General features: G+C 38.9%; 12 protein-coding genes. 8 read left to right on the top strand and 4 right to left on the bottom strand.

Translation table 11 applies throughout. The features are described from left to right. Positions 1-15: 15 nt before the first annotated feature. The 3 genes from HQN83_RS13650 to HQN83_RS13640 all read right to left on the bottom strand — a co-directional run bounded on the left by HQN83_RS13650 (position 16) and on the right by HQN83_RS13640 (position 4894). Positions 16-585 (bottom strand): MarC family protein, encoded by a 570-nt coding sequence (locus HQN83_RS13650; RefSeq protein ID WP_173090914.1) that lies wholly within the window; start codon positions 583-585, stop codon positions 16-18. A 91-nt stretch (positions 586-676) separates the two neighbouring features. Continuing rightward, a complete protein-coding gene (locus HQN83_RS13645) occupies positions 677-2374 on the bottom strand; it encodes an amino acid permease (RefSeq protein ID WP_173090913.1) in 1698 nt (565 codons plus the stop codon). A 132-nt stretch (positions 2375-2506) separates the two neighbouring features. Further along, on the bottom strand, positions 2507-4894 hold the full coding sequence (locus tag HQN83_RS13640) for a sodium-translocating pyrophosphatase (RefSeq protein ID WP_246254504.1): 2388 nt from the start codon (positions 4892-4894) through the stop codon (positions 2507-2509). A gap of 647 nt (positions 4895-5541) precedes the next feature. Between HQN83_RS13640 and HQN83_RS13635 the strand changes: the two genes are divergently transcribed. Continuing rightward, positions 5542-6993: an APC family permease gene (locus HQN83_RS13635; RefSeq protein WP_173090912.1), complete on the top strand. Its 1452-nt coding sequence runs from the start codon at positions 5542-5544 to the stop codon at positions 6991-6993. Between the two features lie 80 nt (positions 6994-7073). On the opposite strand, the gene HQN83_RS13630 is transcribed toward HQN83_RS13635, so the two are convergent. Then, positions 7074-7745: a hypothetical protein gene (locus HQN83_RS13630; protein ID WP_173090911.1), complete on the bottom strand. Its 672-nt coding sequence runs from the start codon at positions 7743-7745 to the stop codon at positions 7074-7076. Positions 7746-8246: 501 nt separating this feature from the next. On the opposite strand from HQN83_RS13630, the gene eat reads away from it, so the two are divergent. The 7 genes from eat (at position 8247) to HQN83_RS13595 (ending at position 16030) form a co-directional block, all read left to right on the top strand. Further along, on the top strand, positions 8247-9563 hold the full coding sequence (gene eat, locus HQN83_RS13625) for an ethanolamine permease (RefSeq protein ID WP_173090910.1): 1317 nt from the start codon (positions 8247-8249) through the stop codon (positions 9561-9563). Next, a complete protein-coding gene (locus HQN83_RS13620; protein WP_173090909.1) occupies positions 9560-10918 on the top strand; it encodes a glutamine synthetase family protein in 1359 nt (452 codons plus the stop codon). Before eat ends, HQN83_RS13620 begins: the two co-directional genes overlap by 4 nt. A gap of 36 nt (positions 10919-10954) precedes the next feature. Then, entirely contained in the window at positions 10955-12103 is a 1149-nt protein-coding gene (locus HQN83_RS13615; RefSeq protein WP_173090908.1) for an iron-containing alcohol dehydrogenase, read from the top strand. Between the two features lie 16 nt (positions 12104-12119). Continuing rightward, positions 12120-12836, top strand: coding sequence for a gamma-glutamyl-gamma-aminobutyrate hydrolase family protein (locus tag HQN83_RS13610; RefSeq protein WP_173090907.1), 717 nt, complete (start codon positions 12120-12122; stop codon positions 12834-12836). Continuing rightward, positions 12833-14197, top strand: a complete 1365-nt coding sequence (locus HQN83_RS13605) for an aldehyde dehydrogenase family protein (RefSeq protein ID WP_173090906.1) — start codon at positions 12833-12835, stop codon at positions 14195-14197. The genes HQN83_RS13610 and HQN83_RS13605 overlap by 4 nt, the downstream gene beginning before the upstream one ends. Before the next feature lie 106 nt (positions 14198-14303). Beyond that, the gene (locus HQN83_RS13600; RefSeq protein ID WP_173090905.1) at positions 14304-15329 is read left to right on the top strand and encodes a sensor histidine kinase; all 1026 of its coding nucleotides are present in this window, start codon (positions 14304-14306) and stop codon (positions 15327-15329) included. After that, on the top strand, positions 15326-16030 hold the full coding sequence (locus tag HQN83_RS13595) for a LytR/AlgR family response regulator transcription factor (protein ID WP_173090904.1): 705 nt from the start codon (positions 15326-15328) through the stop codon (positions 16028-16030). Before HQN83_RS13600 ends, HQN83_RS13595 begins: the two co-directional genes overlap by 4 nt. The last annotated feature ends 58 nt before the right edge of the window (positions 16031-16088 follow it).

Here is a 16088-nt window from a genome sequence, read left to right as displayed (position 1 = left end):
CAAAACGGCGTTTTGTTACAAGCCGGTATTGTTTCTGAATAATTTGATGGCAATGGCAAGAAGAATAATTCCAAAGGCCTTTCTTAAAACATTTAAGCCCGATTTACCAAAGAGTTTCTCTAAACGTTCTGTATTCTTTAACACAAAATAAACAAACAGCATATTGATGATAATGCCGACAATGATGTTTTGAGTGGCATATTCTGTTTTCAATGAAAGGAGGGTGGTCATGGTTCCGGCGCCCGCTATTAGAGGAAATGCAAGTGGCACAATAGATACAGTTTCCGGAGCATCACCTTCCTTAAAAATAGTTAAACCAAGTACCATTTCCATCGCGATAAAAAATATTACGAAGGAACCTGCAATGGCAAACGATTCAACATCAAGTCCGATAATTTTTAGTAAGGTTTCTCCCGCAAATAAAAAGATAACCATAAGTACGGTTGCAACTATGGCAGCCTTTTCCGATTGAATGTGTCCAGCTTTCCTTCTAAGCTCAATTACTACTGGTATAGCTCCCAGGATATCAATGATTGCAAATAGCACCATTGAAGTAGATAGAATTTGTCGAAAATTGAATTCCATAGCAGTTAATTTACGCTACAAAGGTAAATTAATTAACAATAAAAAAGCCACCCTGTAGAGGTGGCTTTTATTATTATACAATTATGCTTTGTTACTTTGCTTTAACCTGACTTGATGTTAAAGCGCGGTATATATATAACACGATATGTGCAACTGCAAAAACTAAAGAGAAATAGTACAAACCAACATCTCTGCCATCAGTGATGTGGTGGTGAATTAATGCCACTATAATCAGCAATACAGAAAGTCCCATACCCACATAAGAAACAACTTTATTGCTTCTTGCAATCGTGGTTTGAAGATTGTCGGATAATAAACTGTTTTTAATACCATAGAAAAGGTACACGTTAATACCAATAATCATCCATACCAATAAACGAACCCAGGTATCAAGAGGTAAAAACACCATCATACCTAAACAAACTGCAACACCTAAAATAGGGATAAGTGGTACTAAAGGCACTTTAAATGCGCGAGGCAGATCAGGCATTCTATTCCTTAAAATAACGATACCAATACATACCAAAATAAAAGCAAGCAAGGTTCCAATACTGGTCATCTCACCAACTACAGTTGCAGGTACAAAGGCAGCAAATAAGCTTACAAATACCATGAACAATATGTTACTTCTTGCCGGAGTGCTGTATTTAGGGTGCACTTTTGAGAATACTTTAGGTAATAAGCCATCTTTACTCATCGAGAAGAATACCCTCGATTGACCCAATAGCATCACCAAAATAACTGAAGCGTAACCACCTAAAATTGCAAGGATAATCAATTTGTTTAACCAAGGATAAGCCGGAGTTACAACACCTGCAGCATTTTTAACACCCATATTGTCAATTGCAACAGCAACCGGAGCAATACCATCCTGACCTTTAAACATGTCAAAATTAGCAACCCCTGTCATTACGTGTGCAAAAAGGATATATAGAATAGTACAAATGAACAAAGAAACAAGGATACCGATAGGCATGTCTTTCTTAGGGTTTTTCGCTTCCTGAGCAGCGGTTGAAACTGCATCAAAGCCTATATAAGCGAAGAAAACAATCCCGGCGGCTCGGATAACACCTCCCCATCCATGCGTAAACATACTTTCGTGACCTGGTTTATCAGCAGGAATAAAATATGGCGAATAGTTATCTGCATTGATATATTTCCAGCCTAACAAGATGAAAATAAATACGATAACAACTTTAATTGCTACAATAAGACCATTGATAAATGCTGATTCGCTGGTTCCTCTTATCAGCACAAAGGACATTAAGACGATAATAAATACAGCAGGTAAGTTAAACATACCAGAAACTACTGTTCCATCCAATAATGTTGCTGTTTCAAATGGCGACATGGCTATCTGGGCGGGCAGATGGATGTCGTAATATGCCAAAAACTTGACCAGATACCGGCTCCAGCTAATGGAAACCGTTGCGGCACCTAGGGCGTATTCCAAAACCAAATCCCAGCCTATTATCCAGGCTATAAATTCGCCCATTGTTGCATACGAATAGGTGTAGGCACTACCTGCTACCGGGATCATTGATGCAAATTCTGCATAGCATAAGCCAGCAAAAGCACAACCAACAGCTGCAATAATAAAAGAGATGGTAATGGCTGGTCCGGCGTTATTGGCTGCCGCAGATCCGGTTATCGAGAATAGACCCGCTCCGATAATTGCACCAATACCCAAAGCCACTAAATTGACGGGGCCAAGGGTCCGTTTTAAGGTTCCTTCACCACTTTCAGCAGCTTCTTGTGTAAGTAAGTCAATTGACTTTCTAAAATTCATAGTTTAAAGTTTAGTTAAAGTGTATCTATAACTCGTCTAGTTTATATTACAAGTCTCAAACCTAAATAAAATATATCTAAAAATAAAAGGGATTCTTTTTCAAAATCCCTTTTATTTTAATACTAATGATGTTTAAGGTTGAGTTTTAATGTCGGTAATTGACTTTCTCAATCGTTTGTTTGCCGTTTCTGGAGCGTTGTCTACTTTGATTTGAGCTAATTCAGAGCTTTTAGATATTTCCTTAGGTAAAGTTTTTAAGTTTTTGGCTATTTCCTGTGTTAATGCCGATATTTTTGGAGAAACCTGAATTGAATTGGTGATTTCTGCTTTTGCTGTGGTAGCATTACCAGGGCTAACAGCAATATATGGCGCGATAACCAGCGAAACGATAGACATCAGCTTAATAAGGATATTCATTGAAGGTCCAGAAGTATCTTTAAAAGGATCTCCAACAGTATCACCTGTTACTGATGCTTTATGTGGTTCAGATTTTTTATAATGCATCTCGCCATTGATCTCCACACCTTTTTCAAATGATTTTTTAGCATTATCCCATGCACCACCTGCATTACTTTGGAAAATTCCCATAAGTACTCCTGATACGGTAACACCAGCCAATAAACCACCTAATATTTCAGCAGAACTTACCGAAGGGAAAACACCTTTGAAACCAAAGCCTACTATAATAGGAACTAAAAGTGCAATTGCACCAGGTAACATCATTTCGCGGATTGAAGCCTTAGTAGAAATGGCTACACATTTTTCATATTCCGGTTTTGCTTTGTATTCCATGATACCAGGGATTTCGCGGAATTGGCGACGAACCTCCTGTACCATATCCATAGCCGCTTTACCAACTGCCGCAATACACAATGCAGAGAAAATAAAAGGAATCATTGCCCCTACAAACAAGCCAGCCAAAACCGGCGCTTTATAAATATCGATAGCAGAAATGCCGGCCACACCAACAAAGGCTGCAAACAAAGCAAGAGAAGTTAAAGCTGCCGAAGCAATTGCAAATCCTTTTCCTGTAGCAGCCGTGGTATTTCCAACAGCATCCAGATTATCAGTACGCTCACGTACTTCTGGAGGTAATTGACTCATTTCAGCAATACCACCTGCGTTATCTGCAATCGGACCGAAAGCATCAATTGCCAATTGCATGGCTGTAGTTGCCATCATACCTGCTGCGGCAATTGCCACACCATACAAACCTGCAAAAGCATAAGAGAAAATGATACCACCAGCTAAAACCAAAATAGGAGCAACAGTAGATTTCATACCTACTGATAAACCACCAATAATGTTTGTAGCGTGTCCGGTACCAGATTGTTGAATAATTGAATTAACAGGACCTTTTCCCATCGCAGTATAATACTCAGTAATGATACTCATTAAAGTACCAACTACCAGACCAACTATGATTGCGCAAAATACATCCATGCTAGTGAAATCTACACCGCGCAAGTGTAGGTTCGAAGGTAACATAGCCATTACTACAAAATATGATGCAATTGCTGTAATTACAATTGAACCCCAGTTACCCAGATTTAAAGCTGTTTGCACATTCGAATCTTCGCCCTTAATGCGAACAAACCAAGTACCGACAATAGAAAACAAGATACCAAGACCGCATATTACCATTGGTAACAATACAGGAGAGAATCCGTTCAGATTGTCGACTGCAATACCATTTATTTTTTCTACAACGATTTCTTGTCCTAATACCATTGTAGCAAGGATAGTTGCCACATATGAACCAAATAAATCTGCGCCCATACCTGCCACATCACCAACATTGTCACCAACGTTATCAGCAATAGTTGCCGGGTTACGAACGTCATCTTCTGGAATACCAGCTTCAACTTTACCCACTAAATCGGCACCAACATCGGCTGCTTTGGTGTAAATACCACCGCCAACACGTGCAAAAAGTGCAATAGATTCGGCCCCAAGTGAAAATCCGGTTAGTACCTCTATCGCAGTTTTCATTTCAGTACTGTTTGGCTCAACAACATTAAAAATGTTAAGGAAAACAATAAACAAACCACCTAAACCTAAAATAGCCAAACCAGCAACACCCAATCCCATTACAGTACCACCAGTAAAAGAAACTTTTAAAGCTTGTTTTAAACTAGTTCTTGCTGCCTGGGTAGTACGCACATTTGCTTTTGTTGCTGCTTTCATACCAATGTATCCTGCGGTTGCAGAAAACACAGCGCCAATAATAAAAGCAATAGATATAATCCAGCTAGAGTGTAATGCTACACCATTAACCTCATGTATGGTTCCTGAGTAGGCAAGCAAAGCTGCTGTAAATACAACAAAAATACTAAGTACCCTCCACTCAGCTTTTAGAAATGCCATTGCACCATCTGCAATATAGCCAGCCAGTTCCTGCATGTTCTTATCACCTGCATCCTGTTTGTTTACCCATGCGCTTTTAATTGCCATCACAATGATGCCAATTAAACCCAATGCGGGAATAAAATAGATTAAATTGTTCTGTAAAAACTCCATACTTTGATTAATTGTTTAGTTTATTTTTGGTTGTTAGTTGTCGACTTTAGTTGCTCACAGAATGGCTAAAGTCATTAGTTTGTAGCTGGCTGGTTGCCCTTTTTCGCCATTACCTTAAAGCACTTAAGTCATTTAGCTGGCAAGACCGGGCTTTACAAAAATAAGCGTGTTTCTGAAATTACCAAATTTTTAATGAATTGATTACTAACCTTTTTTAGATACTAAGGATTTATGCCATTGGTTGCTTTTAATCAGGTTTTTTGAACAGAGAGTTATTCATCTAATTAGCGATCAAAGAAGCAATGATTTTTCCGGTCTGGCTCGGGTGCCGCTTCTGTACCGGCTGTATACCCCGTCGAGAAAAATGAGGCATTTCTGAGGGGTTTCTCAGGCTCTTCTCAGGCCTAAGTGTATCAAAACGCCTCGGAAGCTCCTGCGTTGTTCCTGCTTTACCCCTTGTTGATCAGCCTGCGGTTATCCGATCCTACGGAACTCCGCAAATCACAACTTCTCCTAAAAAATTTTAATATTCAGGGTATCCCATTGTTCTGTATTTTTAAATATCTTAGCAGAGCAGTATCAGATTTACCCTGTATAAAATCAGTGTTTTTGAATTATGCAAAAAACCAACCAACCAAACCAACCATATGGATAAAGAAAATCAAGACGGTTCTTTTAAGAGAGAACTGGGATTGTTAGATGGCACTATGCTCGTAGTTGGCTCTATGATAGGGTCCGGGATATTTATAGTAAGTGCCGATATAGCACGACAAGTCGGTTCTGCCGGTTGGCTAATTCTTATCTGGGTTGTTACAGCCATAATTACCATTATTGCCGCAGTGAGTTATGGAGAACTTAGTGCAATGTTTCCAAAAGCAGGCGGACAATACGTTTATTTAAAGGAAGCTTACAATAAGCTGATCGCCTTTTTATATGGATGGAGTCTGTTTGCGGTGATACAAACAGGTACTATTGCTGCGGTGGGGGTTGCTTTTTCTAAGTTTGCGGCTTATTTGTATGAACCTTTTAGCGAGAACAATGTGCTGTGGCAAATTCAAACCGGAGTGAGCGACAAAGGGGTGCCAGAGCATTATGCAATTAGTGCCGCCCAATTGGTGTCTATTGTAACCATTGTTTTTCTAACGTTCGTAAATAGTCGTGGTGTTAAAGACAGTAAAATTCTTCAAACCGTTTTAACCATTATAAAAATCCTATCACTATTTGGCCTCATCATTTTTGGGTTTACTCTTGGGGCAAAGGCTGAGATTTGGAACGCAAACTGGGCCAACGCCTGGGAAACACGGTCTTTCAGTTTAGAAACAATGAACTGGAGCCCTATTAGCGGAAGCTTGTTACTTTCAGGGATTTCTGCAGCAATGGTTGGGTCCTTGTTTTCGAGTGATGCATGGGCAGGGGTAACCTTTATTGCCGGTGAGATTAAAAACCCTCAGCGTAATGTTGGTTTAAGTCTGTTTTTAGGAACTTTAATTGTCAGCATAATTTACATTTTAGCCAACCTGATGTACGTGGCTGTATTGCCACTAGATCAGATTACTACCGCAAAATCTGATAGGGTGGCGGTTGTTGCAGCTCAATACATTTTTGGGCAGGCAGGCACTATTATCATCGCTGTAATGATTATGATTTCTACGTTTGCTTGTAACAATGGTTTAATTATGGCAGGCGCCCGAGTATATTATACGATGGCAAAAGATGGTTTGTTTTTTAAAAAGGCAGCTACCTTAAATGGGGCTGATGTACCGGGATGGGCGTTATGGGTGCAAGGTGCATGGGCATCTGCATTGTGTTTAACAGGAAGATATGGTGCCCTTTTGGATTTTGTAGTGATCATTGTTTTGATATTCTATATTCTTACCATTTACGGGATATTTATTTTAAGAAGAAAAATGCCTGATGCAGAGCGTCCTTACCGTGCTTTTGGATATCCGGTTCTCCCTATGCTTTATATCATTGTAGCCTCTGCGCTTAGTATTGCATTGCTAATCTATAAGACAGACACTTGTGGTTGGGGGGTGCTAATTATGCTAATAGGAATACCTGTATATTACCTAACAAAAAAAGCCGAAGCCGTAAAGTAATAGAACAGATAGGTTATAAATGCAATCGCCACTCTGAAACGAAGTCAGTGTGGCGATTGCGTAAAGAGCGTATTAAATAGTTATTGGTTTCCTAAACGGGTGGTAAAATCAGAAATCACATTTTGATATTTCCTCAATACACGATCCCAATCGTGAAACTGCTCATCAGCTTTTACACTTGTTAAAGGAGCTCCAGAAAACTCACTCACAAGTTTAACTTTATAAGTAAGAGGCTCGCTTTTAGATAGCTTAATGATTAATCTTGTTCTAATCGTATTTTGTTGGAAACTTTGGATACTCCATGATGTACGTAAATAAGATGTTTCTTTATCGGCAACTTCAATAGCATCAAAATAATCAGTTACAATTTGATTTGCACGTTTCCAAACTTCAGCTACATCTTGTTTTTTGTTGATTTCAATAGAGAAATCGATATTGGCCTGGTCAGTTTTTATTGAAGCTTCTTCTGCATCATCCTTCTTCAAATCAAAAAACTGTTTCTTTGGTGGTTCAGCCATTCCCTTCTTATTGCAGAAAGTTTGTTCGTATTTTAAGAACCCGGCTTTTTGGACTTTTACATTAACACAAGAGTTTTTGGGTACTTTGATTTTTGCATTTCCAGTACCTAAAATTTGACCATCTACAATGATTTTTGCATCAGCTTCTGATGCTGAAATTTGGATGGTTTGAGCTTTAATTGCAAAAGGTGCAACTAAAAACACGGAGGCGATTAGTAAAGATTTTAGTTTCATGATGAAGTTTGATTTGTAAAAATTATCCACCACAAATTAAGCGCTATACCTTCACTAAAAAAATACCCATTAATGGGTATTATTTATAACCAACTATTTGTTATATTATATGCGAAAGTTTTGAAATTCAGAGCAGTTGCTCGTTAAAAAGGAACAGGGATAAGCTTTTGAAGCTATCCCTGTTTTAAGATGGTTGATCCACCACAGATCAACCTAAACCAAACAAACCACTACTATAACGTTTGATATTGTGAAAAAGTTTCTTTATTTGAAAATAAATTTTAAATAATTCCTTTTCAACGGGTTATCTCTTGGTTTTACCTGACAAAAAATCTATTTTTAGTAAAATTAAATACCTCAAGTTTAATGCTGATTACCTGTTTTTGATCTAATTCTTATTGGAAACCACGTTTCTGATTGGAATTTAGAGAATGTTTGTGAACGGAGATTGTTAAGGTGCTATTAAAATTATATTTATAATCATGTAACCAAAATCGTCAAATGACAGAAAACAAAGGTCTAAAAAAAACGCTCACCCCTTTTATGCTCTGGGGACTTGGAGTTGGGTATGTCATTTCGGGTATGTATTTTGGATGGAATCTCGGCCTGGAAAAGGGCGGGACAGGGGGAATGGCCATAGCCACCATAGTAATTATGGTAATGTATGTAACTTTTACATTTAGCTATGCGGAACTCGCCTGTGCCATACCCAAAGCAGGTGGAGTATTTGATTATGCAAACAAAGCGATGGGCAAAAATATTGGCTTTATAGCCGGTATTGCACAGATTGTAGAGTTTATACTTGCCCCACCGGCCATCGCATTTGCAATTGGTGCATATTTCAATGCATTTTTTCCGCAAGTGCCAATTTTAACCAGTGCAATAGCCATCTACTTTGTATTTACAGGCCTCAATGTTTACGGGGTTAAAGCCGCAGCATCTTTTGAGGTAATTATTACTGTACTTGCGGTAGGAGAGTTGCTTCTGTTTTCGGGAATCGCATTGCCAAAGTTTGAAGTTGCAAACCTTACCCACAACGCAATGCCTAATGGCTGGGGAGGTGTATTTGCCGCTATTCCTTTCGCCATCTGGTTCTTTCTGGGGATTGAAGGGATTGCTAATGTGGCCGAAGAAACTAAGAACCCGCAAAAAGATATAAGTAAAGGATTTGGATGGGCCATATTCACACTAGCAATACTGTGTATATTAATATTCATCGCGGCAACAGGCATTGCCGGATGGGAAGCAATAGTTTACAAAAATGGAATAAGTGGAGAAACCTCAGACTCACCGCTTCCCCTTGCACTGGCGAAAATTACAGGAAGTAATCACCTCATGTATCATTTGCTGATTACCGTTGGTTTGTTTGGATTGGTTGCCTCTTTTCATGGATTGATACTTGCAGCCGGAAGATCAACTTATGAAATGGGTAGGGTGCATAACATACCGTCGTTTTTGGGCAAAATATCTCCACGTTTCCATACTCCTGCAAATGCATTGATGGGAAATATGGTAATTGGTATTCTGGCATTGCTTTCGGGTAAAACTGCAGAGATTATTATAGTCTCAGTTTTTGGGGCGCTTACGCTGTATATCATTTCCATGATATCTATTATTATTCTGAGAAAAAAGGAACCTGAGCTTCCACGACCTTTTCGGGCTCCATTTTATCCGGCATTTCCGGTTATCTCATTAATTATTGCAACGGTATCCATTGTTGCGATGTTCATTTTCAATTTTAAACTAGGACTTATTTATTTCTCCATATTGATAGTAACCTTTTTGCTGTACAGAATCTTTAAACCATCTCATGCATGACAACACAAGAAATATTAGCATATGTAAAGCAGCATCCATCAGGTAAAGTAAAATTAGCCGTTGCCGATATTGATGGCGTATTAAGGGGCAAGTACATCTCTGCAGAAAAGTTTACCTCTGTTGCAGAAGGTAGACTAGGATTTTGCGATGTTACTTTTGGATGGGATATGGGCGATGTTGCTTACGACAACGTAAAGTTTACAGGCTGGCATACGGGATATCCGGATGCACTGGTAAAACTTGATCTGAGCACTTTCCGTAAAATACCGTGGGAAAATGATATTCCTTTTTTTCTAGGCGATTTTGTTGATGACACTGAAAAGGCAGGTTACACTTGTCCGCGACAGTTGTTGCGTAAGGTATTGGCAGATACAGAACAAAATGGTTTTCTTCCCTATTTCTCACAGGAATTTGAATGGTTCAATTTTGCTGAAACCCCAGAAACGGCTCATCAAAAAGGGTATCAAAACCTTACACCGCTAACTCCGGGAATGTTTGGCTATTCTATTTTACGTAGCACATTAAAAAATGAATACATGAGCGATCTTTTTGATCTGCTCTGCAAATTTGGAATACCTATAGAGGGCTTGCATACAGAAACCGGACCGGGAGTTTATGAAGCTGCTATTAAGTATGCTCCGGTTCTGCAGGCTGCAGATCAGGCAGTGTTGTTTAAGACTTCGGTAAAAGAGATTGCTTATAAACATGGTGTACTGGCTACGTTTATGGCAAAAATCACCGAAAATTTACCGGGTTGTAGCGGTCACGTACATCAAAGTTTGTGGGATAAGGATGCTAAGAAGAACCTGTTTTACGATGAAAAGGATCCTCATAAAATGAGTGATCTGATGAAAAGCTATATAGCTGGTCAGTTGCATTGTCTGCCACAAATCTTGCCAATGATTGCTCCGACTATTAACAGTTATAAGCGATTGGTAGAAGGAGCATGGGCACCCACTACTTTAACCTGGGGTATCGATAATAGAACAGTTGCCTTAAGGGCATTACCTTGCAATGCAAAAGCCACACGCTTAGAAACAAGAGTTGTAGGTTCTGATACCAATCCTTATTTGGCCTTGGCAGCTTGCCTTGCAGCTGGTTTATATGGAGTTAAAAACAAAATGAAACTAGAAAAGGAGGCTACAGAAGGGAACGGCTACAAAGATCTTTCAAACGGCGTATTACCACCTAATCTTCATGAGGCAACCCAAAAAATGAAGCATTCGGCAGTAGCAAAAGAGCTGTTTGGCGATCAGTTTGTTGAGCATTTTACGTTAACAAGAGAGTGGGAATGGAAACAGTACGCCAAAGTAGTAACAGATTGGGAGCTTAAACGCTACTTTGAAATTATTTAACCCCAAACATTAAGTGATTATTTAGTAATAATAGATATGACATTCGATAAAGTATATCAGTATAATTTTCCAACTACCATTCGTTTTGGAGCCGGAGCTATAAAGGAATTACCAGCCTATTTACAAAAGAACGGATTAAAGCGTCCAATGATCGTTACCGACCCAACAATTGCTTCATTGCCATTTTTTAAAGCTATTGTAAACGATCTGCAAGCGCATCATATTTCTGTAGAGGTATTTAGTGATATTCATAAAAACCCTGTTAAAAGTGATGTTTATAAGGGTGGAGATGTGTGGGATAATACTTCCAGAGATAGCATTATCGGTATTGGGGGTGGTGCAGCTTTGGATGTAGCCAGAGCAATTGTATTAAGAGTAAATCACCGAGAGGATCTATTTAAGTACGATGATTTGATTGGGGGTGATATATATGTGACCAATGATGTTCCCCATTTTATAACCATTCCAACCACTTCAGGAACTGGTAGTGAAGTAGGTAGAAGTGCCATTATTGCTGACGATGAAACACATCAAAAAAAGATTCTGTTCTCACCAAAACTGATGGCCCAGATTGTATTTGCCGATCCGGTACTTACAATGGACTTACCTCCCTTTATTACCGCTGCAACAGGGATGGATGCACTTACCCATAATATGGAAGCCTTTTTGGCAAAAAATCCGCATCCTTTGTGCGATGGTATTGCGCTAGAGGGCATCTCGTTAATAAAGGATTCGTTGGAAAGGGCTACAAACAAGCCTGATATAGAAAGCAGAAGTAAAATGCTGATGGCATCTATGATGGGTGCAATTGCTTTTCAAAAAGGATTAGGTGTGGTACATTCTCTTGCACATCCACTTTCTTCGCTGCTTGATACACATCATGGTTTGGCTAATGCGGTCAACATCCCTTATGGAATGGAATTTAATATCGCGGGTTTTGAAGATAAATTCCGCAGAATAGCCAGAACTCTGGAATTAAAGGATGAAACGGGTGAAGCTGTTGTGAAATATCTTTTCGAACTCAATACCAAAGTAAATATTCCTCATCATTTAAGAGATATTGGTGTAAAACCTGAACACATAGAAACACTTGCAGATCTAGCCTTAGCCGATTTTGCACATCCAAATAACCCTAAGCCGGTAAGTAGAGAGGATTTTAAACAACTGTATTTAAAGGCGCTTTAAATAACAATATATTCTGATGAAAAAAAAGATTGGAATAAGCTATACCGAAACCAATTTTCAGAACTACTGGAATTGGTTTACTTCGCAAGAGTTGGGCGATGAAATTGAACTCATTGAGCTTTCTTTTCAAAAAGATAACATCTACGATTTTCAGCTTTGCGATGGCTTTGTTTTAACGGGAGGAATTGATGTTGTGCCCGAATTGTATGGCGGTGCGCAGGATTACCCGCACAAGCCAGATAAGTTTTTGCCGGAAAGGGATCAATTTGAATTGCAAATCTATACCTATTCGCAAGATCATCAGGTGCCCGTTCTTGGCATTTGCAGGGGGATGCAGTATGTGAATATCCTTGAGGGCGGGAAAGTATTTGAGGATAATGGGGAAGAGAAAAATCAGATCCATAAAAAGGGTATTGAGGATAAAGTTCATGGCGTAAAGATTGAACGAAACAGCTTGTTGTATAGCGTAACAGGTGTAGAAAAAGGTGAGGTAAATAGCGCCCATCATCAAGGTGTAAATCCTGGTTATTTAGGTGATAATTTAATGGTTAGTGCCTACTCAGATACCCCAGATGGTATTATTGAAGCATTGGAATTTAAAGACAAAACCGATAAGGCTTTTATGCTCGGTGTACAATGGCATCCTGAAAGAATGAAAGAGAAGGAATCCAATCCGCTCTCTCAAAAAGTTAAAGAACAGTTTATAGAAGCAGTTAAAAATCATAAAAGATGAATGTTGTAAATCCGGCTACCGAAGAAATTATTACCCTATTAATAGAAAACGACAGACCATCGTTAGATAAGAAATACAACTTGCTTAAAGCTGCTCAAAAACATTGGGCTCAGCAATCATTAAAAGAGCGAATAGCAGTCATCCAGAGGTTTTATGATCTGTTGGATCTTGAAAAGGAAAAGCTTGCATCCATACTTACTTCCGAAGTTGGCAAGCCTTTGCAGCAGTCGCGGAATGAGCTTAATGGTGCAAGGACAAGGATTCAATGGATGATTAACAATGCAGAGAAGTATCTTTCGGATGAATTGGTGACTGATTCGGAGGAACTCCAGGAAAAAATTTCTTATGATCCACTTGGTGTAATATGTAATATATCTGCCTGGAACTACCCTTATCTTGTTGGTGTAAATGTATTTGTACCTGCCTTACTTGCCGGAAATACGGTAATGTATAAACCTTCGGAGTATGCTTCTTTAACAGGGTTGGAAATTGAGGGCTTGCTTAAAAAAGCAGGCATTCCTGAAAACGTTTTTCAGATAGCTATAGGTGGTAAAGAAACAGGAATGGATTTGTTGGATATGGATTTCGACGGTTATTTCTTTACGGGGTCTTACAAAACAGGAAAGTATATTTATGAAAAGGTAGCAAAAAAGATGGTTCCTTGTCAGCTTGAACTGGGTGGTAAAGATCCGCTTTATGTAACCGATGATGTAAAAGATATTGCTTCGGTTGCTGCAGGCACTGCCGACGGGGCTTTTTATAATAATGGACAGAGCTGCTGTGCTGTTGAGCGCATTTATGTACATGAAAACGTATATGATGATTATGTAGATGCTTTTGTAAAGGAAGTAAAGTCATGGAAATCGGGACTACCTACAGAAGAAGGAGTTTACATCGGTGCGCTTACAAGAAAGGAGCAGATTAGTGTACTGAAACAGCAGGTTGAGGATGCTTTAGAAAAAGGAGCCACGCTATTGCATGGAGGTAAGCGCAAAGGCCACGTTGGGCATTATTTTGAGCCTACCGTTTTAACCGATGTAACTAATGATATGAAAGTGATGCAGGAAGAAAGCTTTGGCCCCATCATAGGAATTATGAAAGTGAGAGATGATGATGAAGCTTTAGAGATGATGAAAGATACCGCCTACGGGCTTACAGCTTCGGTTTATTCTGACAACAGAGATAGGGCTGAACATATCCTTGAGCAAATTGATTCCGGTACAGGATATTGGAATTGCTGCGACAGGGTAAGTGCCGGCGTGCCATGGAGTGGTCGAAAACATTCTGGTATCGGAGCTACCTTGTCCCATCAGGGCTTACGTGCTTTTACCAAACCTAAAGCCTGGCATCTGAGAAGCTAGTAGGGTAATAAAAGCAGGATGTTGTCGATACAATTGCCTGCTTTGTCTACTCTTTGTTTCATTACATTTATGAATAAGTAGCTTTATAGTTTGCTATTATAGGCTAATGAAAATATCTGTTAAATTCCAAAACATCAGTTTCGCCCTTCATGTTTTTGTTTGGGGAATGATTCTACTGTTACCTTATTTTGTTTCCTCGGCACAACATGATTATAAAATAGGGCCTATTCCAGGGCATTTCTTTACCCTTGCGGGCTTTATACATCTTTTTATATTTTACTTTAATGCCTTTTACCTGATGCCCCGATTGCTTAACAGGCGATGGTGGTGGTTATACATTATTGCATCGGTAATTCTTATAATAAGTTCCTTTCAGTTAAAATACCACCTGCTTTTATGGTGGTTCCCCGATGTGTTAAAAGACATGTCTGCTTACAAATTTGTCTTTGCACCTTCTATTGGGATATTTATAATTAGCATTATTTACCGTAAGGTAGTCGATAAGATAGCGTATGACAGGAAACAACAAAAGATTGAAGCAGAACATTTGTCAACCGAATTAAAGTTTCTACGGTCTCAGATCAGTCCACATTTCCTCTTCAATGTGCTTACCAACCTTGTGTCGCTCGCCAGAAAGAAATCAGATCAGATGGAACCTTCGCTGATTATGCTTTCAGAACTAATGCGTTATATGTTGTATGACACACAGGGGAAAAGGGTAGCGCTTGGCAAAGAAGTTTCTTATCTTAATAATTATATAGAATTACAGAACCTGCGTTTTGGCAACGACGTTGAAATTAAGTATGAAGTAGATCCGAATGTAGAAAAGGGAGATTATAAAATTGAGCCAATGTTGCTCATTCCCTTTGTTGAAAATGCTTTTAAACATGGTGTTGGGTACCAGGATCATCCGATAATCAGCATAAATATTTCTGTAAAGAATGATGTGCTTATATTTGAAGTAGAAAATCATATTGATAATGAGCACGACTCCAGTAAAGATGAAAACTCAGGCATTGGATTAGCCAACGTTAAATCCCGACTTGATTTACTTTATAAAGACAAGCACAACTTAAAAATAAGAACGGAAAACAACTTGTTCCATATTACCTTAACTTTAATGCTTAAATGATCAAATGTATTGCCATTGATGATGAAAAATTGGTTCGGGATCTTTTGGAAGATAACATCCGGCAGCTGCCATTTTTAGAGTTGATTAAAACTTGTAAAAATGCGTTTGAAGCGTATGAAGTTTTACAAAAGGAACAGATAGATCTCATTTTTCTGGATATACAAATGCCGGGGTTAAGTGGACTACAGTTTTTGCAATCGTTACAGCACCCACCAATGGTGATTCTGGTAACAGCTTACGAGCAATATGCCCTGGAAGGGTTCAATCAGCAGGTAGTGGATTATCTGTTAAAGCCCTTCAGTTTTGAACGTTTTTTAAAAGCCTGTAACCGTGCCAATGAGTTATTTCGCTTGCAGAATAATCTGAATGAAGAGATAAATGTAATTCAGGACTTCTTTGTAAATGTAGAGTATACACTTGTTAAAATTGTAGTTGCAGATATTGAATATATTGAGGGACTAAAAGATTACATCAAGATTCATTTGTCAACCGCTGATAAACCTGTGCTTACCCGTATGACTATGAAGGCAATGGAAGAAAAGCTTCCATCAAATACCTTTGTAAGAACCCATAAATCCTTTCTTGCAGCTGTGCAAAAGATAACTGCTCTGAAACGGGACGTTGTGTGTATAGGCAATAAAGAAGTTCCTGTTAGTGAGTTTTATAAAGAGAATCTTCGGTCTCGTCTACACAATTACTGATGTAGTCTACTCTCTAAAAACTGCATCAATTTTCAGTATAAGTTTGCCTGTAAGTGAT

Origin of the sequence: Pedobacter foliorum (assembly GCF_013266735.1) — a bacterium.
GTDB lineage: Bacteria > Bacteroidota > Bacteroidia > Sphingobacteriales > Sphingobacteriaceae > Pedobacter > Pedobacter foliorum.
The sequence above is the reverse complement of the archived record's forward strand: the minus strand, read 5'-3'. Positions and strand labels throughout refer to the sequence as shown.